The sequence below is a fragment of the Tenacibaculum sp. ZH5_bin.1 genome, from assembly GCF_042865525.1.
GTDB lineage: Bacteria > Bacteroidota > Bacteroidia > Flavobacteriales > Flavobacteriaceae > Polaribacter > Polaribacter mesophilus.
On sequence record NZ_JBEGIO010000001.1, the window covers coordinates 736,946 to 763,111 of the forward strand.

A 26,166-nucleotide genomic window follows, 5' to 3' on the forward strand; every position below is an offset into this window, starting at 1 on the left:
TAGAGAATGAAATGGAAAATATTGCGTTAATAGAATCATTTTCGGAGTTTAAAGATAATAAAAGTATAGACAGAGTAACATTAATGTCTATCTTAGAAGAAGTATTTCGTGCAGCCTTAAAGCGTAGGTTTGGGTCAGATGAGAATTTTGATATCATTATAAACCCTGATAAAGGAGATTTAGAGATTTGGAGAAATCGAGTGGTGGTGGCAGATGGAATGTCTGAAGATGATAATGAGGAAATAGAACTTGCAGAAGCAAGGAAAATTGAACCAGATTTTGAAATTGGAGAAGATGTTTCTGAAGAAGTAAAGCTAGTAGATTTAGGTAGACGTGCTATTTTAGCATTACGCCAAAACTTAATTTCTAAAATTCACGAGCACGATAGTACAAACGTTTTTAAACAATTTAAAGATTTAGAAGGAGAAATTTATAGTGCAGAAGTACACCATATTCGTCATAATGCTGTAATTTTGTTGGATGATGAAGGAAATGAGATTGTTTTACCAAAGAGTGAACAAATTCGTTCAGACTTCTTTAGAAAAGGAGATGCAGTTAGAGGAGTGATAAAATCTGTAGAGTTACGAGGTAATAAACCCGCTATTATTTTATCAAGAACTTCACCAGCGTTCTTAGTGAAATTATTTGAACAAGAAATCCCTGAAGTTTTCGATGGTTTAATTACTATTGAAGGCGTAGCAAGGATTCCTGGAGATAAAGCAAAAATAGCAGTAGATTCTTACGATGATAGAATAGACCCTGTTGGAGCTTGTGTTGGTGTAAAAGGATCTCGTATTCACGGTATTGTTCGTGAATTAGGAAACGAAAATATTGATGTAATTAACTATACAAAGAACGAACAGTTATTTGTAGCAAGAGCCTTAAGTCCTGCAAAAGTAACTTCAGTAGACATTGAAATGTTTGATGAAGAAAAGAATGGTAAGAAAGGACGTGTTAATGTTTTGCTGAAACCAGAAGAAGTATCAAAAGCAATTGGTAGAGCTGGTGTAAATATTCGTTTAGCAAGTGAGTTGACAGGTTACGAAATTGACGTTCAAAGAGAAGGTATTGAAGAAGAAGATGTTGAATTAACAGAATTCTCTGATGAAATTGAAGCTTGGGTAATTGAAGAATTCAAGAAAATAGGTTTAGATACAGCAAAGAGTGTCTTGGAAAAAGATGTATCAATGTTAGTACAAAGAACAGATTTAGAGGAAGAAACAATTTTAGATGTTCAACGAATTTTAAGAGAAGAATTCGAAGATTAAATATAACACAAAAAAGGAAGCTAGTGTCCTAATATAGGAAACTGTATAAAATCTAGCAAAAAGAAGAAAAAGAGCATAACTATACGTACTAGAGACGTGTAAAGTGTGTTTTTTCAATAAAAAGTATAAAATAATATATGGCTGAAGGCAAAAAATTAAGACTAAATAAGGTTTTAAGAGAACTAAACATTTCTTTAGATAGAGCTGTTGAACACCTAGCTAAAAATGGCTATGAGATTGAAGCTCGCCCTACTACCAAAATATCAGATGCAGAATATCAAATTTTATTTGATGGTTTCCAAACTGATAAATCTAAAAAGGTGGCCTCTAAGGAAGTGAGCGAAGAAAAGAAAAAAGAGAAAGAGGCAATTCGTCAGCAATTAGAACAAGAGCAAGAAAGAAAGAGATTAGAAGAGGAAGCTAAAAAACAAGAAGTTTTAAAAGCCAAAGCTGAAAAGTTAGAACTTAAAACAGTAGGTAAAATAGATGTTGAAACTGGTAAGGCTATTGAAGAAGTAGCTGAAGAGGTAAAACCGGAGCCTACTAAAAAAAAGGAGAAAATAGAGGAACCAAAGAAAGAAGAGCCTATTAAACCAGTTCAAGAAACTAAAAAAGTTGAAGAACCAGTTAAGGTCGAAGAGAAAAAGCCAGAGCCTCCTAAAACTGAAAAACCAAAGGAACAAACAGTTAATACTCCTAAAAAGGAAGTGAAGAAAGAACAGCCTAAAGAAGTTAAAAAGACTGTTGAAAGTAAGGTTAAAGAGGTGAAGCAACCAGTAAAGGAGGTAGAAATAACTCCAGAAAATGCTGAGAAAATTAAAACTCAGTACAAAAAATTAGAAGGTCCTAATTTTACAGGTCAAAAAATTGACTTAAAACAATTTGAAAGACCAAAAAAGAAGAAACCTGAAGCTAATAAGGCTGATGGAGATAAAAAGAAGCGTAAAAGAATTAGCAAACCAGGAAGTCCTGGAACAGGCGCTAAACCTCAAGGAAATAACCGAGGAGGTCAAAACCGAGGAGGCCAGAGAGGTGGTAACCGAGGAGGTCAAAGAGGTAGAAGACCAGCAGCTGCTCCAAAAGAAGAACTAACAGAAGCACAAATCCAAAAACAAGTTAGAGAAACTTTAGAAAAACTTCAGGGTAAATCTAAAAAAGGAAAAGGAGCAAAATACCGTAGAGATAAAAGAGATGCCCACCGCCAGCAAAGTGAAGCTGAATTACAGGCAGCACAAGCAGAGAGTAAGGTGTTGAAAGTAACAGAATTTGTTACGGTTAGTGAAGTAGCAACTATGATGGATGTTCCCGTTACCCAAATTATTTCTACATGTATGATGTTAGGAATGATGGTAACGATGAATCAACGATTAGATGCTGAAACATTACAAATTGTAGCAGAAGAATTTAACTATACTGTAGAGTTTGTTGGAGCTGAAGTTGAGGAATCTATAGAAGAAGTTGAAGACAAGCCAGAAGATTTAATAACTCGTGCACCTATTATCACAGTGATGGGACACGTAGATCACGGTAAAACATCGTTGTTAGATTACATCCGTAACGCGAATGTTATTGAAGGTGAATCAGGAGGTATCACACAACACATTGGTGCTTACGCAGTGAAGGTAGGAGAACATAAAATAGCTTTCTTAGATACTCCAGGTCACGAAGCCTTTACAGCAATGCGTGCTCGTGGTGCTCAAGTAACGGATTTAGTTATTATTGTAGTAGCTGCAGATGATGATGTAATGCCACAAACAAAAGAGGCGATTTCTCACGCACAAGCAGCAGGAGTGCCAATTATCTTCGCAATAAACAAGATAGATAAGCCTAACGCGAATCCAGATAATATTAAAACACAACTTTCTTCTATGAATTTATTAGTAGAAGATTGGGGAGGTAACATTCAGTCGCAAGAAATTTCTGCTAAAACAGGACAAGGGGTTGATGAGTTATTAGAAAAAGTATTATTAGAAGCGGAAGTATTAGAGTTAAAAGCAAACCCTAATAAAAACGCAAACGGAGCTGTAGTAGAAGCTTTATTAGATAAAGGTAGAGGATATGTATCTACAATATTGGTACAAGCAGGTACATTAAAAATTGGAGATTATATCTTAGCCGGAAAGCATAGTGGTAAAGTAAGAGCTATGTTTGATGATAAAGGAAGGAAAGTAAAAGAGGCAGGACCTTCTACGCCAGTATCAATTTTAGGTTTAGATGGTGCACCACAAGCAGGTGATAAGTTCAATGTATTTGAAGATGAGCGTGAAGCTAAGCAAATAGCAGCAAAACGTTCTCAATTACAACGTGAACAATCTGTTAGAACACAAAAAACATTAACACTTGCAGAAATTGGTCGTCGTATTGCATTAGGAGACTTCAAAGAGTTAAATATCATCTTAAAAGGAGATGTTGATGGTTCGGTTGAAGCGTTAACAGATTCGTTCCAAAAGCTATCTACAGAAGAAATCCAAGTGAATATTATTCACAAAGGAGTTGGAGCAATTACAGAATCTGACGTATTATTAGCAACAGCTTCAGATGCAATTATCGTTGGATTTAACGTACGTCCGCAAGGAAATGCGCGTTCGGTAGCAGATAGAGAAGAAGTTGATATCAGAACTTATTCAATCATCTATGACGCTATCAACGACCTGAAAGATGCAATGGAAGGAATGTTGTCTCCTGAAATGAAAGAAGAAGTTCTTGGTAATGTTGAAATTAGAGAAGTTTATAAAATTTCTAAGATTGGTAACATTGCAGGATGTATGGTGATGACAGGGAAAATTACAAGAGACTCTAAAGTTCGTGTAATTAGAGATGGAATTGTAGTTCATGATGGTGTGTTAGCTTCATTAAAACGTTTTAAGGACGATGTTAAGGAAGTAACTAAAGGATACGATTGTGGTCTTCAAATTAAAGGATATAACGATATTAAAGAAGGAGATACATTAGAAGCATATACTGAAGTAGCAGTTAAGAAAAAGCTTAAATAGCTATTTAATATAATATAGTATAAAAAGACACCTAATTTAGGTGTCTTTTTTATATTTAGTATTTAAGCAGATATTTTACTTGTTTATCACTAGTTGTTTTTAAAGTGTTAATTATTATTCATAATTAATGTTTTTAAAATGTTTGCAAAGGTTATAAACCCTTTGTGGATTATTATTTTAATGATACTTGTATATACATGTTTACAGAAGATCAAAAAACTAGAATAGGTGTGTAGTATTTGTTACAGTAGAATTTAGAGTCTACTATAGCAGACTAATTTATTTTAATACGAAATTCATATATTAAGACGTTCTTTATTTAAAAGAGCGTCTTTTTATTATGATTAACTAGAAAGTAAGAATAGATGAAATACCTAAAAATAATAACTCCTGTAGTATTTTTATTAATGATGAACTGTGCTGCAGCACAAAATAAAATAAAAGAGTTTGATAAAATAGCTTATGAAGCTCAAACAAGAGGAAGTATAGTGCAGTTAACTATCGAAGGAAATAACTTATCGTACAAAATAAATCAAAAAGAAGGGAGTAAAAAAGTAACTAAAGAACAATTAGAAGAATTAAACACTATAGTAAATGAGTTGAATTTAGAACAAATAAGCGATTTACAAGCACCAAGTGAAAAAAGAATAACAGACGCAGCTTTGCATGCGAAGTTTACTATTAAAATAGCTAATAAGGAATATAGGTCAAGTACATTTGATGCAGGTAACCCACCAAAAGAATTAAAAAAGCTGGAAGGTTTTTTATACAACCTTTCTGAATTGAAATAAAAAAAGCGCCTCAAGGCGCTTTTTTATATGATGATTAGAACCATCCTTTCTTATTTACTTGATAGGTTTCAACAAATTCTTCATCTGATTTTGTTAGATAAATAATTCCTTCAATTAAACCAATAATACTACTTACAAAGCCACCAAAACCACAAGTTAACACAGTTACCAATAGCATTATTATTCCTTCTTTTGTATATCCTAACACAAATTTGTGAATTCCAAATACCCCTATGATTATTCCTAAAATACCAGCTAATACACGTTTACTTTCTTGATTAGGAACAGTATTCCCGTTTTCATCAATTACATCCATTTTTTTATTTTTTTATTTATTAGACGGTGCTAAATTTATAAAAAAGCTTCGTCTTTTGGCTCCCATAATTCAATTTTATTTCCATCTAAATCTACAACCCATCCAAACTTACCATAATCATACTCCTCTATTTTATCCATCACTGTAATTCCTTTTTCTTTTAACTCTTCTAACAACTCCACTAAGTTTTCTACTCGGTAATTGAACATAAAATCTTTTTTAGACGGTTCAAAATAGTTTGTATCATTCGCAAACGGACTCCATTGTGTTGATGCCTTCTTACCTTCGTTATCCTTCCACCAAAACGTACAACCCCAGTCATCTGTGTTAAAACCTAAGTTGTTTTTATACCAATCTTTCGTTGCTTTCGGGTCTTCTGTTTTAAAAAAAACTCCTCCTATTCCTATTACTTTACCTTTTTTCTTCATTTTATTTCTTTTTTACAACTGATTCGTAGATAGAAATCCATTCATCTACAGTCATTTTTGTACATAATTTAGTAATTAATTTATACGGAATATCATCCAGCTTTTTAAAACGAATACAACTTTTTCCCATATCTAATTTCCTTTTTGAATACTTAGGATATTCTGTCACAAACCAATCGTATAACTCTTTTTTAGCATAAATTCCGCTATGATATAGATTTATTGAGTTTTTTTGTGAAGCTAAATTCATAAAAGGAAGTGGTAATTTTGGATTACAATGATAACCATCGGGATATTTTGAATGTGGAACATAATACCCAATCATATTATAATTGATTCCTTCTTCAAATCCTTTAGGTAGGTTTTCCTTAATAAGCTTACGAAGCTTTTGTAAAACTTCTTGTCGTTCTTCTGGGACTTGAGAAATATATTCTTCTACTGTAGCTGCTTCATATTTCATGTTACATGATTTTGAAGTATCAAGTTAACAAAATTTTTCTTTAATTTTATCTACAATAGTCTGCGCTAACTTTTCTTTACTTTCTATGGTCCAACCAGCAACATGAGGAGAAAGCAACACATTTTCTGCTTTTATTAAATACTGAAATGCCTCGGGCATTTCTTGGTTTGTAAATAGGTTTTCAAACGATTTTTTTTCATACTCTAATACATCCAATCCTGCTCCTAAAACTTTTCCTGATTGTAAAGCGACTACTAAATCTTTTGTTACTACTGATTTTCCTCTGGCAGTATTTAACAACCAAAATGGTTTTGAAAAACCATTAATAAAGTCTGAATTAACCATATTCATCGTTAATTCTGTTTGTGGAGTATGTAAACTTAAAACATCAGTTCTTTTTTGAAGTTCTTCTAAAGAAACTTGTTTACAATTATTATCACCAACATTCGGCTTAATATCGTAACATATTACTTCCACATCGAAACCACGGAGTTTTTTAGCAAAGGCTTTCCCCATATTACCATAACCGATGATTCCAACAGTTTTTCCATCCAATTCTACACCTCTATTTTCTTCTCGTAACCATTTACCTTCTCGTACCTCTTTATCTGCTTTATTAAGCTTGTTAAACAAAGAAAGTAACATTCCTAACGTATGCTCTCCTACTGCATTTCGATTTCCTTCTGGTGCTGATATTAAGTGTACTCCTTTCTTTTCAGCATAATCACAATCAATGTTTTCTAATCCAGCTCCTACTCGTCCTATAAATTTAAGGCTTGTTGCTTTATCTAAAAATTGTTTATCAATGGTAAATCGACTACGAATAATAACTCCATCATACAAATGAATTTTAGCTTCAATTTCTGATTTTGAAGAGATATAATCTTCATAGTTTTCAAAACCTAAATTCTTTAGTTTATTTATTAACAGAGAGTGATTAGTGTCTAAATGAAGTATTTTCATTTTAAAAATATAATCTTAAACAAAAAAGTCTCCCAAAAGGAAGACTTTTACATTAATACTGTTCTTCTTCGTTTGGAAAGTCTTGACTTTTAACATCTGTAATGTACTGTTCAAATGCATTTGTCATTCCTGTATATAAATCTAAGTACCTACGTAAGAAACGAGGATTAAACTCATGTGTCATTCCTAACATATCGTGAGTTACTAATACTTGTCCATCTACACCTGCACCTGCTCCAATTCCTATAACTGGAATTGTTAAAGCTTCAGCAACTTTTTGTGCTAACTTAGCAGGAACTTTTTCTAATACAATAGCAAAACAACCTAATCTTTCCAACATTAAAGCATCTGTCATTAACTTTTCTGCCTCAGCTTCTTCTTTTGCTCTTACTGTATAAGTTCCGAACTTATAAATAGATTGAGGTGTTAACCCTAAGTGCCCCATTACAGGAATACCTGCATTTAAAATTCGTTTAATAGAGTCTTTTATTTCTTTTCCTCCTTCTAGTTTTATTGAGTGTGCTCCACTTTCTTTCATAATTCGAATAGCCGAACGTAATGCTTCTTTAGGATCTGATTGGTAACTTCCAAAAGGCAAGTCAACCACTACTAAACAACGATCTATTCCTCTTACTACAGAGCTTGCATGATATATCATTTGATCTAATGTAATAGGCAATGTAGTTTCATGACCAGCCATTACATTTGATGCTGAATCTCCCACTAAGATTACGTCTATTCCTGCACCATCAACAATTTTTGCCATAGTATAATCGTAAGCCGTAAGCATTGAGATTTTTTCTCCATTTGCTTTCATCTCAACAAGAGATTTAGTGGTAATTCTTTTATATTGTTTTTTTGCTACTGACATTTCTTTTTTTTTTATGGATTGTAAAAATACATAATTATTATTCACTTGTTTTATTTATTATATTTTCATAATCTCTTTAATTTACTTTTTTTAATGCCGTTAATCTTCTGTTAATTAAATTTTAGCCTTTTATTTTTTTAATAGCTTTACCTAACTAAATCAAACTAACGTGCAAAAGGTTTTTACTTTATTAATTGTTTTTGCTCTTACAACTGTGATAAGTGCACAAGAAAGCTCAGAAAAAAAAGTCATTAAAAAAACTATTGAAACTTTTTTTGAAGGACTTCATAAAGGTGATAGTACATTAGTAAGCTCAACTCTTAATTCTACAATTAACATTCAAACTACTTTTACTAATAAGGAAGGTAAAAAAGTTTTAGTTACAGAAAGTAAATCTAAACTGCTTGCTAATATTGCTAATAAAAAACCAGAACATACTTATTTAGAAAGATTAGTATCATGGGATATTAAAGTGGATGGTAATTTAGCTTCTGTATGGACTCTATACGAATTTTACCTAAATGATAAGTTTAGTCATTGTGGAGCAAATTCTTTCCAACTTTTTAATAATAATGGAAAATGGGAGATTATATACTTAGTTGATATGAGACGTAGAAACAATTGTAAAGCCCTTAAACAATAGTTTTATGAAAAAAATTGGATTTCTTTTTTTATTTGTTTCTTGCTTTAGTTTTGCTCAAGAACCTGAATTATTTCATCCAGAGTTATTTAGTGATTTACCAAACGTCAGAGATTTTTCAATAAGCAAAAATCAAGATGAATTTTATTTCACTGTTGAAAGCTACTTGAAAGAATATTCGTTTATAGCTTTTTCAAAAAAAGTAAATGGAAAATGGCAGAAACCTGGAGTTGTTAACTTTTCTGGTAGGCATAAAGACTTAGAGCCCTTTTTGTCTCCTGACGGATTGAAGCTTTTCTTTGCTTCTAACAGAAAGAATAATACCTCTGGTGAGGTAAAGAAAGACATGGATATTTGGTATGTAACACGTGAGTCTTTTTCTCATGATTGGTCTAAGCCTATAAATATTGGGTCGCCAGTTAATACTCCTGCGGATGAATTTTATCCGTCAGTGACAAAAAAAGGAGACCTATTTTTTACTGCAGAATATGAAAACTCTAAAGGTAAAGAAGATATTTATGTAAGTAGACTTATTAATGGTGTTTACTCCAAACCTGTTTCTCTTGGTCCTGGAGTAAATTCTGAAAAATACGAGTTTAATGCCTTTGTTGCTCCAGATGAAAGTTTTATCATTTTCACTTCGTATGGAAGAAAAGATGATTTAGGTAGAGGTGACCTATACATAAGTAAAAAAGGAAGAAATAACGAATGGTTAGCTTCTAGGCATTTAACAAATATTAACTCTAACAAATTAGATTACTGCCCTTTTGTAGACCTTTCAAGTAATAAAATTTATTATACAACAAATAAAAGTAAAATTTCAAATAAGTTAAGTAAAAAGAAAAGTTTAGATGAAATAATTAATTTTATTAAAAATACTCCTAATGGACTAAGTAGAATTTATGTTACTTATTTCCACAAAAAATAACTTATCTTTGATTTAATGAATCTAACAAATCCTTCAAATACTTTATCTCCTGATAAATGGGTAGACAACTATGCAGATTATTTATTCAATTATGCTGTTGTTCGTGTAAATAATTCAAACATAGCTAAAGATTTAGTGCAAGAAACTTTTTTTGCAGGATTAAAATCTGCTAAAAACTTTGAAGGAAAGTCTACAGAACGAACATGGCTAGTTTCAATCTTAAAGAGAAAAATAATCGATTATTATCGAAAAATAAATTCTAAAAAAGGACAAGCTGAAGTTAGAATGAGTTTTTATGATAGTGGAGAAAATGAAGGAAACTGGATTGAGGAGCGAGTACCACAAACATGGGATAATGATGCTGATAGGAATATTGAAAATGAAGAGTTAAAAAATCAATTAGATAAATGTATTGATGGCCTTCCTGAAAAATATGCCATGGTTTTTAAAATGAAAACAATTCAACAATTTGAAACTGAAGATATTTGTAAGGAGTTAGATATTTCTCCGTCCAATTTATGGGTTATAATACATAGAGCAAGAACACAGTTAAGAAGCTGTATGGAAAAGAACTGGTTTAATAAGTAAAAAAATGTTTAAATTTTTAAAAATTACATGTGATGAAGCTACTACCATTTGTGACAAAAGTCAATATGGAGAAGCTTCTATATATGAAAGAATGCAACTTACTTGGCATTTATTAACTTGTAAGATTTGTGCCTTGTATACAAAACAAAATAGAAAAATGTCTGATATCTTCAAGTTAAAATCAGAAGATTGTAAAAAACATACCGCTTGTTTATCAAGTAAAGACAAAGAAAAATTAAAAGAACAGTTAAGTAAATTTAATTAGACAATTTTGGTTTTTTAAAGAACCATTTTTTGATTTTTTGTTAGATTGAAACGGAATTTATTATAGTGATAAATTCCGTTTTTTTAATTTTGCCCATTAAAAACAACCTACATGAACTTTTTACCCGAAGAATTAGATAATTATGTTGTTAAACATTCTCAAGCAGAACCAAAAATACTACAAGAACTAAGTAGAGAAACTTGGCAAAAGGTTTTAAATCCTCGCATGTTAAGTGGAGCTTTTCAAGGAAGAGTTTTATCTATGATTTCAAAATTAATTCAACCTAAATCAATTTTAGAGATTGGTACATACACAGGGTATTCTGCTTTATGCTTGGCTGAAGGACTTTCAAAAGATGGAATGATTCATACGATTGATAAAAATGAAGAGTTAGAGGAGCTCCAACATAAATACTTTCAGCAATCTGACCATAAAAACCAAATAACTCAATATGTTGGTAATGCTTTAGATATAATTCCAACTATAGATTCCAAATTTGATTTAGTATTTATCGATGCAGATAAATCTAACTATGTAAACTATTTTCGCTTGATTATTGAAAAAATGAATAAAGGAGGTGTTATTTTATCTGATAATGTACTTTGGAGCGGAAAAGTAGTTGAGAAGTTAAATCCTAAAGATATAGACACTAAAGTTCTTTTAGAGTATAATAGACTTTTAAATGAAGATAGTCGTTTAGAAACTGTATTACTGCCTATAAGAGATGGGTTAACTATTAGTAGAATTGTTTAAAACATAGTTGATAAGGAATATAGCTCAAGTACATTTGATGTAATAACCCCACCAAAAGAATTAAAAAGCTAGAAGGTTTTTATATAAACTTTCCGATGTAAAAGAATAAACAAAAAAAACCGAGCAATTTGCTCGGTTTTTTTTATTTAAAGAAAGGATATTAATTCTTTTTATAAATTTTACTTTTTTTACCGTCTTTATCAATAAAATAGAAACCTTCGGATAGGCTTTTAATAACATCAGTTTCTTCTGTTTTATTGTTGATAGTAGTTTCTTTAACCTTATTCCCGTTTACATCATGGATAGTCAACTGAGTAGATGTTTTAGAAGAAGAGGAGTTAACGCTAGCGTAAGCCTGATTGTTACTCTCATTAGATTCAGACGTATTTCCATGGTAATCTGCTATAGCATGTAAATAATTAAAGCTTGAAAGGTTATATCCTAAGTAATTATCCCATATATATATTTCTGAGCACATCTCTTTAGTTTGGTTTGGAGCTATGCTTAACGAAGAGCTAGGATAAGGAAGGTTAGCTACAATACTTGAACTGTTCAAGCTCGAGCTGTTTGTTAGAATTAAAGCTGTATTATTAATTGTACCGGTTGCAGCTCCTATGTTTTTAATATTAACACAGAATTTATGGTTTTGGTTGGTTCTTAGAGTTAATGCTCCAGATGTGTCTGTACTCGTATAGGTTCCTCCTGCATTGATAGACATACTAGCGACAACAAAATCAGGGTCACCAACAGGACATCCATTGTTAGAAGAAGGACCTGCTTGGTTAGGGCAGTTGTCTTGCCAGTTTTGTACCCCATCACCATCTGAGTCTCTATTGTCTTGTGAGTCGCATGCATCACCAATTCCATCATTATCCATATCATTTTGATTTGCATTTGAAGTGTTAGGACAGTTGTCTTCAGTATCATTTATTCCATCTCCATCGGTGTCTGTATTACAAGTAATATCTATTATATCACTAACATTGCTCTCATTTATGAACTCATCAGCATCTTGATCTGAACTATCCTCAGCCTGTATTATTTTTCCATAAAAATTTTGACCATCTACATCTTGAAAATAGTAAACTTCATTTATTTCTAATTTAGAAACTAAATATATATTTAGTTTATGGTGTTTCGAACCTAGATCATTACAAAATGATTCAGTTGCAACAGAAATTGAGTTTCCTAAATCTTTAACTCTGTGGTATTTGTATGATTGACCAAAACAGAATAAAGGAATAGTGAATAAAAATAATAATGTAATTTTTTTCATAGTTTTTATATTTTATAATTAATCATTATAAAAATCAAGTTTTTTTCTTATTCATAAGTTAACCTGGGATTATCAAAAAGTAAATAAATAGAAATAAAAAACCGAGCAAATTGCTCGGTTTTTAATAAATGATATACTAGGTAAGCTATTATAATCCAGCTTCTTTCCATGACCAAGTTGAAACATCAACTTTAGTTCCTGTTTTATAATCAGCTGTAGTAGAGGCAGCTTCTCCGTCAATTACAACGTTAGCTAAAGGACCACCATCTTTCATGTCAATATTTTTGTCATATCCTTCTAACCAAATATTAGTAATAGTAGCTCCTGATGTCTTTTTAAACTGTAGAGCGGTACCACCAACAGTTGAAATAGCTGTTAAGTTTTCAAACTGAGGATTGTTGTTTACTTTATCTCCTTCAAAAGCAGTTGAGAAACCGGCAATAGTGTGAGAAATGTAAGTATTCGTTACTTTTCCGTTCCATCCTTCTGTCCAATCTACAGAATCATCTTCATTATTTTCTAAGTATAGGTTAGTTGCAGAAACAGTTCCTCCAAAAAATTCAACTCCATCATCAGCACCGTTAATTACAGCGATATTTTCAACAACAGTTCCAGACCCTACTGAGTAGAAAGAAACTCCGTTATATTGAGATTCAGTGTTAATTTGAGCACCAGTACCTTTAATTACTAAGTTTTTAATAACTCCAGAGTTATCGTCATCTTGAGTACCACCGTAGATAAACCCTCCAACTTCAGCTGTAACATCTGTACCTGCAGAAGTTGTTGCTTTACCACAAATAGTTAAACCACCCCAATCTCCTGGTTTTCCAGCAGCAGAAGCCATTACTACAGGAGCATCAACAGTTCCATTAATGTTGATTTTTCCACCTTGTAAAACAGCTATATATACATCAGTTCCTTTTGGATCAACAATAATTTTTGTACCCGCTTCAATATTTAACGTAGCTCCGTCTTTTACGATATAAGATCCAGTTAAGTTATAAGTCTTATCAGAAGTTAATGTTACGTTTCCTGTAACTTCACCTACTAAAGGAGTAATTTCAACAATTTCACCATTGATAAATGACCAGCTAGAGATATCAACTTTAGTTCCTGCTTTGTATTCAGTATCTAATTTTGCAGCTTCTCCTTCGATAATAACGTTTGCTAAAGGGCCACCGTCTTTCATATCGATATTGTCATCATATCCTTCTAAGAATAAGTTTGTAATAGTAGCACCAGATTGCTTTTTAAATTGTAAAGCAGTACCACCAACAATTGATTTAGCTGTTAAGTTAACTAACTTAGGGTTTTTGTTGTCTTTGTCAGCCTCTACAACAGTTGAGAAACCAGCTTTTGTATTTACTACATAAGAGTTTTCAACTGTACCATTCCATCCTTCAGTCCAGTCAATAGCATCATCTTCTAAGTTTTCTAAATATATATTTTTAGCAGAAACAGTTCCTCCAAAGAATTCAACTCCATCATCAGCTCCATCAAATACAGCAATGTTTTCAACTGTAGTTCCAGAACCTACTGAATAGAAAGAAACTCCATTGTATTGAGATTCAGTGTTAATTTGTGCACCAGTACCTTTAATTACTAAGTTTTTGATAACTCCTGAGTTATCATCATCTTGAGTACCACCATAAATAAATCCACCAACTTCAGCAGTAACATTTGTACCTGCAGTAGTGGTAGCTTTACCACAAATAGTTAAACCACCCCAGTCACCTGGTTTACCATCACTAGAACTCATAACTACTGGGTTGCTGTTAGTTCCGTTAATGTTAATTTTTCCACCTTGTAAAACAGCAATATAAACATCTGTACCTTTAGCATCTGCAACAATACTAGTTCCTGCAGGAATAGTTAATGTAGCCCCGTCTTTAATAACGAAAGAGCTAGTTAAAGAATAAGAGGCGTTTGATAATGTATAATCTTCTGAAAGTTCACCACTCATGATTCCGTTTTGTAATTTTTCTACAACATCAGAAACATCTGGAGGTAAAATAGCTGGGTCGTCACTACCACAACTTGTAAAAGTTAAAGTTGCAGCAGAAAGAGCTGCTATACTTAATAATTTGAATGATCTTTTCATTTTGACTTCTTTAGTTTAATTTTATTCTGCAAATTAAGAGCCTGTATTTTTTGTTTCTTTTAACTGAATATTAATTGATTGTTATATAAAGCAATGAATATTAATTTAAGGTTAATGAAGCTTAAAATGTGTAATTTAAGCTCAGAGAAACTTGTCTTCCCTTTTTGTAAGACAGCACAGTTTCATTAGTTTCAATTAAAGTGTTTAAATCACGAACTAATTGAGTTTGTTCAATTTTTGGATCTAATAAGTTTTTACCAACTAACTTTGCAGTAAATCCTTTAAAAATTTGCTTGCTTAATACAAGGTCTAGAGTTACAAAACCTTTTTCAATAATCTCATCATTATATAGAGTAGCGCTATTGTCAAAATCTTCAGGAGCACCCAATGCATAAATCTTATCAGAAGCGTAGTTACCTGTTAAAGTAGCGATAAATTCATTTTCTTTGTTGTTAGAATAACTTAAAGAACCATTAACAATAAAGTCTGAAGCTCCTTGTAATTCAGATTCAGATTTTCCTTTAAATTGGTATCTAGGAGATAAATCTTGATTAAACCACATCTTAGTTAAGTTAGCCGTAGCATTTAATACGGTTTCTTCGTCTTCATTCTTTAAAAGATCTAATCTACCTTCAATTTCGAAACCTATAATATCAGCTTGCTCACCTGTATTGAAGAATTTAAAGTAACCTGATGAACCTTGATCTTGTGTTAAGTTTATAGGGTTGTTGATTTGTTTGTAAAAAGCGGTAGCTGAAACTAATTGGCTTCTGCTAGGGAAAAACTCCCATTTTAAATCAACATTATATACGTCAGATTTTTCTAAATCTTCGTTACCCCCAATAACACGACCAGTTGGAGAAACGTATTCGAAAGGAGACAATTCTTTAAATTCAGGTAACGTTTGAGTTACACTTGATGCAAAACGGATAAAGTTTCTGTCGTTTAATTCATATTTTAAGTTTACACTTGGGTATAAGCTTTCGTAAACTCTATTAGTTGATCCAAATCTACCAGGACGGTTAGCTACATTCCAAGCCATGTCAATTTCATCTCTCTCAAAACGCAAGCCGATATTACCAGATAATTTGTTGTCAAATTTGAAGTCAAAGTTGGTATAAGCAGCTAAAACCAACAACTCACCTTGGTATAAATCTGGTTGTTGTTCTCTTAAAATTAAACCAGCGTTCGTTCCTTGTTGTAATGTTTCTGAAATTTGATCAACAGAAGGAGCTGTAAAATCTTTTGCTCTAAATCCAATAAATAAAGAGTTAAAAGATCTTTCTTTTTTACGGAAGTTTAATCCGTAGTTTAACTTATAAGGCTTTTCTTCGTATTCATCAGCAACATTACCTAAAGACCAGTGATTTTCAATAAAAGCATTATATTCAGTATCTTCAATTTTTTGAGAAGACTTTCTTTGTTGGTAATCTCCAACGTGAGCGAATTGAATTAATGGACTAGAGTTAACATCTAAAATGTTTACTTCATTTCTAATACGGTTTGGCTCTTCTGCCAAAACAAAATTATAACCTGCAGCCCAATTTAATTCATTGTTTTTATTCCACTTGTGTTCCCCCATTAATTGGTTAACAAACATAGTTGTTTGTTTAAAGTTTTGGTCTCTTACAAAAGCCCCATTTTCTTGTGGGTCTTGATCAAACACATATCCTTCTCCATTTCTACCTTGTTCATATAATCCATCTTCTCCTTTATTAACAAATAAAGTGTTGTATTTTAATTTATTATTATCGTTTAACTTTAAATCAACTCTTATGTAACCAGTCGAGTTTGTTTTAGCAATGAAGTTTTCAACGTCAGTAAACGAGTTGTTTAATACATTAGATCTATAAGCTCTAAATAAACCATTTCTGTATTCAGATGATTTAGAATGTGAAGCAGAAGCTAATATTTTCCATTCTTTATTAAATAAGTTGAATCTTTTGGCTCCTGATAATGAGATTCCATAATTAATTGGAGTTTCTCCTTTTTTAGTATCCCATCCTTGTAGGGTCATTTGGTTTTGAAGAGCAAATTTCTTTTGGTGAAATCCAAAAGTTACATCATCATTAATAATAGTACTTCTGAAGTTATCAACATCTATAGCATTTGTGTTAACGCCTCCACTGATACCTATAGAAAACATATCTTTTGTGTATTCTTTAGAAGCAATATCTACATTTCCTGATGCTTGGTCAGCATAACCTCCAGTTGAGTATGTTTTGCTAATACCTACGTTTTGTATAACATTAGTGTTGAATAAACTTAAATTAACATTTTTATTACTTACGTCGTCTGAAGGAATTGGTAATCCATTCATAGTAGTAGATAAATATCTGTCACCTAAACCACGAATGTATATATCACCTGAGCCTTCACTTTTATTAACACCTGAAATTTTTGTAGTCGCAGCAGCAGCATCAGAAACTCCTTTTTTAGATAGTTCTTGGGCTCCAATACTTTCTTTAATTACTGTAGCTTTTCTTTGTTCTAATAGTAAAGCAGTTTCTTTTTCTCTACTAACAGTTGCGTTAATTTTAACCTCGTCTAATGCTACCCCTTCATTAGCGCCTAATTCTTGGTTTACTGTAAGTGTTTCGTTTTCTTTTATTACTATTTGTTTTTCAATAGTTTGATAACCAACGAAACTAAACACAATGGTTTGGTTTCCAGCAGGCACACTAAGTGTGTACTTACCGTCCATATCGGTTGTCCCCCCGATAGAAGTTCCTTTAATAAAGACATTCGCAAAAGGTAACGCCTCTCCACTCATTTCTTTGTCAGTAACTGTACCAGTAACAGTACCTTTGCTTTGAGAAAATGCTAGATTACATAAGCTTAAAAAAGCTATAAATAATATTTTTTTCATTCTAATCTTTGAATTCTGTTTATTTATCCCGCAAAATTCAAGTTAAATAGTAAAGCTAATGTTAGGTGTAAATTACGTTTGTATTATTAGAATGTTTAGTTAATGTTAACTGGCTTTTGATATGTTATCAAAGTATTAATTGTTTGTAAACTTTATACCAAAAACAAAAGTTCTTGGTGTAGCAGGACCGTAAATGAAATTGCTGTCACGCTCTTTACCTATATCAAATTTTGACTGGTATTCATCAAAAATATTTTTGATTCCAGTAGTAAGTTCTAGGTTCGTGTTAAGTTTTTCTAAATTAAAAGTATAGCTAGCGTTAATCCCTAAATTAAAAAAAGAAGGAGAGTTAAAGTACTCGTCTTTTATAAGGTTTTGTGGAGAAGCCAAATGTAGTACTTCCATACTTCCAGTATATACTAAATTCAAAGCTGTTTTAAATTTTTGATTGGGAGTATAAGTTGCAGTAGCATATCCATAGGTATTAGGTGTTCGTAAAAACTCTTTTTTTAAAGGTAGTTCGTCTGAATTATTAATGGCTGAATTATATTGGCTTGACTGATAGGTAAAGCCTGCATCCAGTTGTAAAATTCCATCGTAGTTTAAACGTGTTTCTAAAGTGATTCCTTTTACTACGGCACCATCACCATTTCTTTTTTCAAATACTTCACCAAATTCATCTTCTCCAATAGATTCTAAATAAAAAGCATCTTTTAAGTTAGTGTAAAAACTCTCAAAAGTAAATCCGTAAATATAATGCTCAGTAGGCTTGTCGTAGTTGAATGAAAGTGTGTAGCTGTTAGAGCGTTCTCTTTTTAAATCATCTGCTAATAATACTCGAGAAATTCCACCACCAGCAAAAGCTATGTGTAAATCGGTGTCAAAAGCTTGTGGAGCTCTAAAACCAGTTCCCCAAGTTCCTCTGATTTGTGTGTTTTTAAAAGGCTTGAATAATAGGGACACTCGTGGACTAGCTACGTTGTTTACAATAGTTTTTTCAGTTCCGTCTTGCTTTAAAGCGTTTAATTTATGGTTGTCGTAGCGAATACCTGTTAGTAAATTTAATTGCTTGTTGATTTCCCAATCGCTTTGGAAAAAGAATCCGAAGTTTTGAGTTAATTGATCTACTTTGTACTCGTATGCTTCTATAACATCAAAAACATCATCTTGTACAAACTCACCACCTAAAGTCAGTACATTATTTCCACCTAAAAATTTCTCTAATTTATGATTGAATTGTAAACCTCCTTGAAAAGTCGTTGTCGTAGAGTTACCATATGGTGGTTTAGCTAAATGTTCTGTGTCTTCAGGAGTGTTTATGTCAGGGCGAATTCCTGTGTAGTGTTCTCTATCGGTATATTGTGTAGCTAAATAGGAAATTATAGAGCTTTTATCATCATTAAAATTAATTTGATAATCAATATTTCCTACATAAACATCATGCACACGTTCTTCTGATTGTAGCGCAAAATGAGGAGCTTTATCTACCATTTCACCACCATAACGATATTCATTCATTTTACTAAAGTTAACCTCTATTTTTTGATTGTCTGTTGGAAGGAAGAATAAATTAGTTCCAAAGGAATTATTTTTCAATTCAGGTAATTCAGAAAAATTATCACCATTAGCATCATACAGGTCTCTTTTTCTATTATTGATAAAAAACGAAGCACCAGCATTTCTGTCTTCATTTACTATTGTAGCATTTCCAGCAATTATGTGATCTGAAACTCCTTTAATATTTTGATAAGTATAACCAATGCTGTAATTATTTTTCTTCGGAATTTTTGTAATTACATTTACAGTTCCTCCTATGGCACTTGAACCATATAAGGCAGAGCCACCACCGCGGACTACTTCTATACGTTCAATCATATTAGTAGGTACTTGCTCTAGACCATATAACCCAGTTAACGGACTAAAAATAGGACGACCATTAATTAAAATTTGTGAATACCCGCCAGCTAAACCATTCATACGAAGTTGGGTATAGTTACAAGTTTGGCAATCTGTTTCTACACGTAAACCAGTTTGGAATTTTAACCCTTCAGATAAGTTACAAGCTTGTACATCTGATAAGGTTTGGCTATTGATAACATTAACTATAACTGGGCTGTTAGTTCTGCGTTTATCAGTACGTGTTCCAGTAACAGTAACTTGATCTAGAATTTCTGCAGTTTCAGTCAGTATGAAATTTACAGTTTTTTCTTCGTTAGCGTTTATTGTAATAGTCTTTCTTTCTGATAAAAAACCAATAGATGAAGCAACTAAAACAAATTTGTTTTTAGCTGTTTTTAATGTGTAGTTTCCAGATTCATCTGTAGTTGTTCCGTTTTCTGTTCCCTTTATAAATACATTAGCGAAAGGTATAGTTTCTCCTGAAGATGAAGTGACTTTCCCTTTAATTGTTTGTCCGCTTACAATAGTTGATAATAATATAATTACTAAGGTAATATGATTTTTCATGTTGAAAATAGTTTACTGTTAAACAGTTTTTAAAATTAAATATTTTTGCAAATATAAATTAATTTTTAGTCTTGACTAAAAATATGTTTAATTAAATCAAAAACTATATATTTGCATACCTAAAAAAAATATAATGTTTAGTCAATCTGAAGAAAACTATATAAAAACAATGTATCATTTAGCTGCTGATTACAAAAAAGGAATTAGCACGAATGCGATTGCAAAGAAGTTAGATACAAAAGCATCTTCAGTAACTGATATGGTTAAAAAATTATCAGAAAAAAACGTAGTTAGCTATAAAAAATACCAAGGAGTAACATTAACTGATTTTGGAAAGAAAATAGCAGCAAATATTGTTCGTAAACATAGGTTATGGGAAGTTTTCTTGGTAGATAAGCTTAATTTTTCTTGGGATGAAGTGCATGAAGTAGCAGAACAGTTAGAGCATATTAAATCCCCAAAACTAATTAACGAATTAGATGCTTTTTTAGATTATCCAAAAAGAGACCCGCATGGAGACCCTATTCCAGACAAAGAAGGAAACTTGAAAATAATAGAAAAAAGTTTGTTGTCTACTTTAAAGAAAAATGAAATAGGTGTTTGCGTTGGTGTTGATGATAGTTCTTCAGAGTTTTTACGATTTTTAGATAAGCAAGAAATAGCATTAGGGAAACAAATAAAAGTGGTAGAAAAAGAGCCTTTTGATGGTTCTTTAGTCATAGAAATGGACGGGAAAACTCTTACAGTATCTAATAAAATAGCAAGCAATCTATATATTCAAAAACCACGTTAAGCAAATAATAAGAAATAATTTTATAAATGGATTTATTTAATCAACTAGTAAGTTTTGGTAAAGAACACCCAATTCAAGCAGCATTGTATGCCTCGTTATTTACTTGGGGCTTAACTGCTTTAGGAGCAAGTTTAGTATTCTTTTTTAAAAAAATGAATAGAGCTGTTTTAGATGGAATGCTTGGTTTTACAGGAGGAGTAATGGTGGCAGCAAGTTTTTGGAGTTTGCTATCACCTGCAATTGATAACAGTCCGGGTGAAGGATTTGTAAAAGTACTTCCTTCGGCAATAGGGTTTGCTTTGGGGGCTTTGGCGCTTTTTGGAATGGATAAATGGTTGCCACATTTGCATATTAATTTTAAAGAAGACGAAGTTGAAGGAGTTAAAACAAATTGGCATAAAACAACTTTGTTGGTTTTGGCAATTACCTTACATAATATTCCAGAAGGTTTGGCAGTAGGAGTGTTGTTTGGAGCAGCTTCAACAATGGTTGGGGTAGAGCAAACCGAAATGATAATTGCTGCTATTTCGCTAGCTATTGGTATTGGAATTCAAAATTTCCCAGAAGGATTTGCAGTTGCAATGCCATTAAGAAGACAAGGCGTAAGTCGTTTTAAAAGTTTTTGGTACGGACAATTATCAGCTATCGTTGAGCCTATGGCAGCAGTTCTAGGTGCAGTAGCGGTATCTTTTTTTACGCCAATTTTACCTTATGCTTTAGCATTTGCTGCAGGAGCGATGATTTTTGTAGTAGTTGAAGAAGTAATTCCTGAAACCCAACGAGATAAATATACTGATATTGCTACCTTAGGTTTTATTGGTGGGTTTATAGTAATGATGTCGTTAGATGTTGGTTTAGGATAGAAAAACCCTCGTATGAAACATAAAAGTACAATTCCCGCAAAAGCGGGAATCTTTTTTTGGTTAAATTGCCTACCTAATTATATTTTACTTTGTTAGAAAACCCGTCAACTTTTCAAGTATACAATGCTTCTGCTGGTAGTGGTAAAACTTTTACATTAGTTAAAGAGTATCTAAAAGTTTTGTTGCAATCTGAAGATATTTTTCGCTTTCAAAAAATATTGGCAATTACGTTTACTAACAAGGCGGCTGGTGAAATGAAAGAGCGTGTATTAGATAACTTACAAGCTTTTGCAGAAGGAGAAGCAAATGATTTACTTGAGATTATTTTAGAAGAAACATTACTTGATAGAAGTGTCGTAAAAGACCGAAGTAAAAAAATATTAAATGAAATTCTTCGAAATTATTCTGCTTTTTCAATTACTACGATTGATAGTTTTACCCATAAAATAATTAAAAGTTTTGCTTATGATTTAGGGTTGCCACTCAATTTTGAAGTAGAAATGGATGCTGTTTCTTTGCTAAATGAAGCAGTAGATGTACTGATTTCAAAAATAGGAAGTGATGAAGCGTTGACTAAATTACTTATTGATTTTTCTCTAGATAAAGCAGATGATGATAAATCATGGGATATCTCTCGTGAATTAAATGAGTTTGCTAAAATTTTGTTGAATGAAGATGATACCAAGCATTTTAAAAACCTAGCTGATAACGAACTTGCCGATTTTACTAATCTAAAAACAAAGTTGTCAAAACATCAAACGCAAATAAAAAAACGTTGGAAAGAAATTGGAGAAGAAGCTTTGCAAGCTATTCAATCAGTACAGCTAGATCATAAAGATTTTTACCGATCAATGTTGCCAAATCATTTTGTAGCACTGTCTAAAAATCCTGAAAAAGCAAAGTTTTTTGATCAAAGTAAATTAAGGGAACGAATTGAGGAGGGTAACTTTTATTCAAAATCAAAATCAGAGGATATAAAATCTGCTATTGAAGGAATTTTACCAGAATTACTAAAGCTGTATGCAGAATCGGAACAATTATATCAACAGTTTTCAATGAATAAGCTAGCGTTGAAAAGTATTATTCCATTAGCAGTTTTAAACAATATCAATCAAGAATTAACACACTTAAAAGAAGAAAATAATTTAAGATTGAATGCAGAATTCAATCATTTAATTTCAGAAAACATCAAAGACCAACCTGCTCCGTTTATTTACGAGCGAATCGGGCAACGATTTATGCATTATTTTATTGATGAAATGCAAGATACATCAACCTTACAATGGCAAAATTTAATACCGTTAATAGATAATGCGCTAGCACAAGAAAATAGTAATTTGTTGTTGGTAGGTGATGGAAAACAAGCAATTTATCGTTGGCGTGGAGGTAAATCAGAACAATTTATAGGATTGGGTTCAGAAAAAGATAATCCGTTTCAAATTTCTAAAGAAGTAAGGACTTTAGAAACTAATTTTAGAAGTTATGCTGAGGTGATTAATTTTAATAATCAGTTCTTTCAACATACAGCAAATTTTCTTCAAAACGAATCATATAAACAATTATTTATTGAAGGAAATAAACAATTAACAACTGCTAAAAAAGGGGGATATGTCTCGCTTTCTTTTTTAAGGAAAGAAGAAAATAAAGAAGAGGAAGGAATTAAGTATCCAAAGAAAGTTTTAGAGCTTGTTAAAAATTTAGAAGCTGACTTTACGCTGAATGAGATTTGTATTTTAGTTCGTAAAAAGAAAGATGGAATTGCAGTAGCAAATTACTTATCTGAAAACGGAATTGATATAGTTTCCTCGGAAACATTACTGTTAGAAAATAGTTCTAAAGTCAATTTTATAGTAAATGTTTTGCAAGTAATTCAGCATCCAAATGATAAGGAAACCTGTCTGGAAATGCTTTATTTTTTGCAAGAACATTTAAAAGTAGCTAAAGATAAGCACTTGTTTATCGATAGTTTAATACATCAACCAAATGAAAAACTCTTTTTAGAGTTAAAAGAATATGGAACATCTTTTGATTTATCTACATTTCATCAGTTACCTTTTTACGAGAAAATAGAGGAAATTATTAGAAGTTTTCAGCTAATAGCTTCATCAGATGCCTATGTGCAATTCTTTTTAGATGTGGTTTTAGAACAACAACGAAAAGGAACAAGTATTCAAGAATTTTTAGATTATTGGTCGGAAAAAAAAGATAAGCTGAGCATTGTAGCTCCTGAGAGTGGAAATGCGGTACAGGTTATGACAATTCATAAATCAAAAGGTTTAGAATTTCCAGTAGTTATTTTTCCATACGATTTGGACATTTACCGACAAGTAAATCCTAAGGTTTGGTTAAATGAATTACCAGAGAATTACGACAAGTTTAAAGAATTACTCGTTCCTTTTAATAAAGAGTTGAATTATGTGAATGATAGAGGTTTTGAGATTTATGAACAACAAAGAGAAGAGCTGGAATTAGATAATTTCAATTTATTATATGTAGCACTCACTAGGGCTGTTGAGCAATTATATATTGTAACAGAAAATAAAATTTCATCCAAAGGAGAAGAAAATACGAATTTTTACTCGGGAGTATTTATTAACTACTTAAAAAAGGTAGGTGAATGGAATGATGAAGTTTTGGAGTATTCCTTTGGAAATAAAGAAAGGGTAAGTATTTTAAAAGAGAAAGCATCAGGAGTTCAAATACAAGAGTGCTTTATATCTACACCTTGGAAAGAACATAATATACATATGCTGGCAAGTGCATCAAAATTATGGGATACAGAACAAGGAAAAGCTATTGAGTTTGGTAATTTGGTTCATGAAATGATGGCAGAAATAAAGACGAAAGAAGATGTTGAGAAAGTGGTTTATCGTTATGAACAGCAAGGAGTATTGCCACGAGAAAAATCATCTGAAGTAATAAAAAATATACAACAAATAGCAAATCACTCTGAGTTAAAAGAATATTTTTCTGAAGAAGTTGTAGTGTTTAATGAGAGAGAAATTGTAGATATTGATGGGCAAATAGTAATTCCAGATAGGTTAGTTTTTTATTCGAAAGACGAAGTCGTGATTATAGATTACAAAACAGGGAAGCCCTCTAAAGCATATCATCAGCAATTATTGCGATATGGAAGAGTATTACAAGCATTGAATTTTAAGGTGTTGAAAAAACTACTTGTATATATTGACGAAGAAATTTTGGTTGAAGAAGTTTAACAACTAACTTTGACCCATTATAGCAAACAACTTTCAAACATAAATTATGTACGGAAAAATAAAAGAACAATTACAACAAGAAATTCAGGATATAAAAGATGCTGGATTATATAAGTCAGAACGAATTATTACTTCATCACAAGACGCAGTGATAAAAATATCTACAGGAGAAGAAGTGATTAACTTTTGTGCTAATAACTACTTAGGGTTATCAAATCATCCAGAAGTAATTCAAGCAGCAAAAGACACAATGGATACGCATGGTTTTGGAATGTCATCCGTACGTTTTATTTGTGGAACGCAAGATATTCACAAGCGACTAGAAAAAAAGATTGCTGATTTTTATACTACTGAGGACACTATTTTATATGCAGCAGCTTTTGATGCCAATGGAGGTGTTTTCGAGCCATTATTAACCAAAGAAGATGCTATTATTTCTGATAGTTTAAACCATGCATCTATTATTGATGGAGTGCGTTTGTGTAAGGCAGCACGTTATCGTTATGATAATAACGATATGGCATCATTAGAAGAGCAATTAATTGAGGCAAATAAGCAAGGACATCGTTTTAAAATTATTGTAACTGATGGAGTTTTTTCTATGGACGGAATCGTAGCGAAGTTAGATGAAATTTGTGATTTAGCAGATAAGTACGATGCTATGGTAATGGTAGATGAATGTCATGCAGCTGGGTTTATTGGAAAAACAGGTAGAGGAACTGTAGAGTTAAAAAATGTAATGGATCGTGTTGATATTGTTACAGGAACCTTAGGGAAAGCACTTGGTGGAGCTATGGGAGGATATACCACAGGAAAGAAAGAAATTATAGAAATTTTACGCCAACGTTCACGTCCATATTTATTTTCAAACTCATTAGCACCTGCTATTGTAGGAGCATCTTTAAAAGTATTTGATTTATTAGCTAATGATACTACATTGCGTGATAAACTAGAATGGAATACTAACTATTTCCGTACTGAAATGGAAAAAGCAGGGTTTGATTTAGTAGGAGCTGATGCTGCAATTGTTCCAGTTATGTTGTACGATGCTAAATTATCACAAGTAATGGCAAATAGGTTGTTAGAAGAAGGCATTTATGTCATTGGCTTCTTTTATCCAGTAGTTCCAAAAGAACAAGCAAGAATTAGAGTACAGTTGTCTGCAGCTCATGACAAAGACCATCTAGACAAGGCTATAAAAGCATTTGTAAAGGTTGGGAAAGAGCTGAAAGTGATATAAATTAGTCCTTTAAAAACTTGTATTTATTGTAAGTTTTTGTAGATTTGTTTTTGTAAATAAGTTTGAACAACTTACA

21 protein-coding genes are annotated in these 26,166 nt (G+C 32.0%); 12 read left to right on the top strand and 9 right to left on the bottom strand.

The genetic code is table 11. The features are described 5' to 3' along the window. Positions 1-11 precede the first annotated feature (11 nt). From nusA to ABHQ57_RS03320, 3 genes are all read left to right on the top strand, one after another. Entirely contained in the window at positions 12-1,268 is a 1,257-nt protein-coding gene (gene nusA / locus ABHQ57_RS03310) for a transcription termination factor NusA (protein ID WP_047790701.1), read from the top strand. 137 nt (positions 1,269-1,405) lie between these two features. Continuing rightward, complete coding sequence (infB, locus tag ABHQ57_RS03315; RefSeq protein ID WP_167712825.1) at positions 1,406-4,261, top strand: translation initiation factor IF-2; 2,856 nt, start codon at positions 1,406-1,408, stop codon at positions 4,259-4,261. A gap of 365 nt (positions 4,262-4,626) precedes the next feature. Continuing rightward, positions 4,627-5,052: a hypothetical protein gene (locus tag ABHQ57_RS03320; RefSeq protein WP_167712828.1), complete on the top strand. Its 426-nt coding sequence runs from the start codon at positions 4,627-4,629 to the stop codon at positions 5,050-5,052. A gap of 34 nt (positions 5,053-5,086) precedes the next feature. Here the strand turns inward: ABHQ57_RS03320 and ABHQ57_RS03325 are convergent, their stop codons facing one another. The 5 genes from ABHQ57_RS03325 to panB are packed head-to-tail and all read right to left on the bottom strand — an operon-like array spanning position 5,087 to position 8,090. Further along, positions 5,087-5,368, bottom strand: a complete 282-nt coding sequence (locus ABHQ57_RS03325; protein ID WP_159488561.1) for a TM2 domain-containing protein — start codon at positions 5,366-5,368, stop codon at positions 5,087-5,089. Between the two features lie 35 nt (positions 5,369-5,403). After that, positions 5,404-5,796, bottom strand: a complete 393-nt coding sequence (locus tag ABHQ57_RS03330) for a VOC family protein (protein WP_073182209.1) — start codon at positions 5,794-5,796, stop codon at positions 5,404-5,406. Position 5,797: 1 nt separating this feature from the next. Next, complete coding sequence (locus tag ABHQ57_RS03335) at positions 5,798-6,256, bottom strand: DUF1801 domain-containing protein (protein WP_159488559.1); 459 nt, start codon at positions 6,254-6,256, stop codon at positions 5,798-5,800. A gap of 24 nt (positions 6,257-6,280) precedes the next feature. Next, positions 6,281-7,219 (bottom strand): 2-hydroxyacid dehydrogenase, encoded by a 939-nt coding sequence (locus ABHQ57_RS03340; protein WP_159488557.1) that lies wholly within the window; start codon positions 7,217-7,219, stop codon positions 6,281-6,283. A 52-nt stretch (positions 7,220-7,271) separates the two neighbouring features. Then, positions 7,272-8,090 carry a 3-methyl-2-oxobutanoate hydroxymethyltransferase gene (panB, locus tag ABHQ57_RS03345; protein ID WP_159488605.1) on the bottom strand — a complete coding sequence of 273 codons (819 nt, stop codon included), beginning with the start codon at positions 8,088-8,090 and terminating at the stop codon, positions 7,272-7,274. Between the two features lie 169 nt (positions 8,091-8,259). Here panB and ABHQ57_RS03350 point away from each other — a divergent pair, with 169 nt between their 5' ends. The 5 genes from ABHQ57_RS03350 (at position 8,260) to ABHQ57_RS03370 (ending at position 11,264) form a co-directional block, all read left to right on the top strand. Further along, positions 8,260-8,733, top strand: coding sequence for a nuclear transport factor 2 family protein (locus tag ABHQ57_RS03350; RefSeq protein ID WP_167712830.1), 474 nt, complete (start codon positions 8,260-8,262; stop codon positions 8,731-8,733). Positions 8,734-8,737: 4 nt separating this feature from the next. After that, the gene (locus tag ABHQ57_RS03355; protein WP_167712832.1) at positions 8,738-9,658 is read left to right on the top strand and encodes a PD40 domain-containing protein; all 921 of its coding nucleotides are present in this window, start codon (positions 8,738-8,740) and stop codon (positions 9,656-9,658) included. Between the two features lie 15 nt (positions 9,659-9,673). Next, entirely contained in the window at positions 9,674-10,246 is a 573-nt protein-coding gene (locus tag ABHQ57_RS03360) for a sigma-70 family RNA polymerase sigma factor (RefSeq protein ID WP_047790691.1), read from the top strand. A gap of 4 nt (positions 10,247-10,250) precedes the next feature. Further along, entirely contained in the window at positions 10,251-10,511 is a 261-nt protein-coding gene (locus ABHQ57_RS03365; protein ID WP_047790690.1) for a hypothetical protein, read from the top strand. A gap of 111 nt (positions 10,512-10,622) precedes the next feature. Next, on the top strand, positions 10,623-11,264 hold the full coding sequence (locus tag ABHQ57_RS03370; RefSeq protein WP_159488550.1) for an O-methyltransferase: 642 nt from the start codon (positions 10,623-10,625) through the stop codon (positions 11,262-11,264). 160 nt (positions 11,265-11,424) lie between these two features. Here the strand turns inward: ABHQ57_RS03370 and ABHQ57_RS03375 are convergent, their stop codons facing one another. The 4 genes from ABHQ57_RS03375 to ABHQ57_RS03390 form a co-directional block, all read right to left on the bottom strand. Further along, complete coding sequence (locus ABHQ57_RS03375) at positions 11,425-12,540, bottom strand: thrombospondin type 3 repeat-containing protein (RefSeq protein ID WP_167712834.1); 1,116 nt, start codon at positions 12,538-12,540, stop codon at positions 11,425-11,427. Positions 12,541-12,688: 148 nt separating this feature from the next. Then, on the bottom strand, positions 12,689-14,641 hold the full coding sequence (locus ABHQ57_RS03380) for a hypothetical protein (RefSeq protein WP_167712836.1): 1,953 nt from the start codon (positions 14,639-14,641) through the stop codon (positions 12,689-12,691). A gap of 121 nt (positions 14,642-14,762) precedes the next feature. Next, on the bottom strand, positions 14,763-17,510 hold the full coding sequence (locus tag ABHQ57_RS03385) for a TonB-dependent receptor (protein ID WP_167712838.1): 2,748 nt from the start codon (positions 17,508-17,510) through the stop codon (positions 14,763-14,765). Between the two features lie 135 nt (positions 17,511-17,645). Further along, positions 17,646-19,976, bottom strand: a complete 2,331-nt coding sequence (locus ABHQ57_RS03390; RefSeq protein ID WP_389862306.1) for a TonB-dependent receptor domain-containing protein — start codon at positions 19,974-19,976, stop codon at positions 17,646-17,648. A gap of 133 nt (positions 19,977-20,109) precedes the next feature. On the opposite strand from ABHQ57_RS03390, the gene ABHQ57_RS03395 reads away from it, so the two are divergent. The 4 genes from ABHQ57_RS03395 to kbl all read left to right on the top strand — a co-directional run bounded on the left by ABHQ57_RS03395 (position 20,110) and on the right by kbl (position 26,090). Next, positions 20,110-20,769, top strand: a complete 660-nt coding sequence (locus ABHQ57_RS03395) for a metal-dependent transcriptional regulator (protein WP_167712842.1) — start codon at positions 20,110-20,112, stop codon at positions 20,767-20,769. A 26-nt stretch (positions 20,770-20,795) separates the two neighbouring features. Further along, the gene (locus ABHQ57_RS03400) at positions 20,796-21,632 is read left to right on the top strand and encodes a ZIP family metal transporter (RefSeq protein WP_073182202.1); all 837 of its coding nucleotides are present in this window, start codon (positions 20,796-20,798) and stop codon (positions 21,630-21,632) included. An 89-nt stretch (positions 21,633-21,721) separates the two neighbouring features. Further along, positions 21,722-24,850 (top strand): exodeoxyribonuclease V subunit beta, encoded by a 3,129-nt coding sequence (locus tag ABHQ57_RS03405; protein WP_167712844.1) that lies wholly within the window; start codon positions 21,722-21,724, stop codon positions 24,848-24,850. Between the two features lie 46 nt (positions 24,851-24,896). Further along, positions 24,897-26,090, top strand: coding sequence for a glycine C-acetyltransferase (gene kbl / locus ABHQ57_RS03410; RefSeq protein ID WP_047790681.1), 1,194 nt, complete (start codon positions 24,897-24,899; stop codon positions 26,088-26,090). Positions 26,091-26,166 lie beyond the last annotated feature (76 nt).

Excerpts from the sequence above, each read along its gene's own strand:
- ABHQ57_RS03330 (WP_073182209.1), bottom strand. The coding sequence starts at position 5,796 with ATGAAGAAAAAAGGTAAAGTAATAGGAATAGGAGGAGTTTTTTTTAAA.
- ABHQ57_RS03355 (WP_167712832.1), top strand. The coding sequence starts at position 8,738 with ATGAAAAAAATTGGATTTCTTTTTTTATTTGTTTCTTGCTTTAGTTTT.
- panB (WP_159488605.1), bottom strand. The coding sequence starts at position 8,090 with ATGTCAGTAGCAAAAAAACAATATAAAAGAATTACCACTAAATCTCTT.
- ABHQ57_RS03395 (WP_167712842.1), top strand. The coding sequence starts at position 20,110 with ATGTTTAGTCAATCTGAAGAAAACTATATAAAAACAATGTATCATTTA.
- ABHQ57_RS03375 (WP_167712834.1), bottom strand. The coding sequence starts at position 12,540 with ATGAAAAAAATTACATTATTATTTTTATTCACTATTCCTTTATTCTGT.
- ABHQ57_RS03400 (WP_073182202.1), top strand. The coding sequence starts at position 20,796 with ATGGATTTATTTAATCAACTAGTAAGTTTTGGTAAAGAACACCCAATT.
- nusA (WP_047790701.1), top strand. The coding sequence starts at position 12 with ATGGAAAATATTGCGTTAATAGAATCATTTTCGGAGTTTAAAGATAAT.
- ABHQ57_RS03365 (WP_047790690.1), top strand. The coding sequence starts at position 10,251 with ATGTTTAAATTTTTAAAAATTACATGTGATGAAGCTACTACCATTTGT.
- ABHQ57_RS03340 (WP_159488557.1), bottom strand. The coding sequence starts at position 7,219 with ATGAAAATACTTCATTTAGACACTAATCACTCTCTGTTAATAAATAAA.
- ABHQ57_RS03370 (WP_159488550.1), top strand. The coding sequence starts at position 10,623 with ATGAACTTTTTACCCGAAGAATTAGATAATTATGTTGTTAAACATTCT.
- ABHQ57_RS03325 (WP_159488561.1), bottom strand. The coding sequence starts at position 5,368 with ATGGATGTAATTGATGAAAACGGGAATACTGTTCCTAATCAAGAAAGT.
- ABHQ57_RS03360 (WP_047790691.1), top strand. The coding sequence starts at position 9,674 with ATGAATCTAACAAATCCTTCAAATACTTTATCTCCTGATAAATGGGTA.
- ABHQ57_RS03385 (WP_167712838.1), bottom strand. The coding sequence starts at position 17,510 with ATGAAAAAAATATTATTTATAGCTTTTTTAAGCTTATGTAATCTAGCA.
- ABHQ57_RS03335 (WP_159488559.1), bottom strand. The coding sequence starts at position 6,256 with ATGAAATATGAAGCAGCTACAGTAGAAGAATATATTTCTCAAGTCCCA.
- kbl (WP_047790681.1), top strand. The coding sequence starts at position 24,897 with ATGTACGGAAAAATAAAAGAACAATTACAACAAGAAATTCAGGATATA.
- ABHQ57_RS03380 (WP_167712836.1), bottom strand. The coding sequence starts at position 14,641 with ATGAAAAGATCATTCAAATTATTAAGTATAGCAGCTCTTTCTGCTGCA.
- ABHQ57_RS03320 (WP_167712828.1), top strand. The coding sequence starts at position 4,627 with ATGAAATACCTAAAAATAATAACTCCTGTAGTATTTTTATTAATGATG.
- infB (WP_167712825.1), top strand. The coding sequence starts at position 1,406 with ATGGCTGAAGGCAAAAAATTAAGACTAAATAAGGTTTTAAGAGAACTA.
- ABHQ57_RS03390 (WP_389862306.1), bottom strand. The coding sequence starts at position 19,976 with ATGAAAAATCATATTACCTTAGTAATTATATTATTATCAACTATTGTA.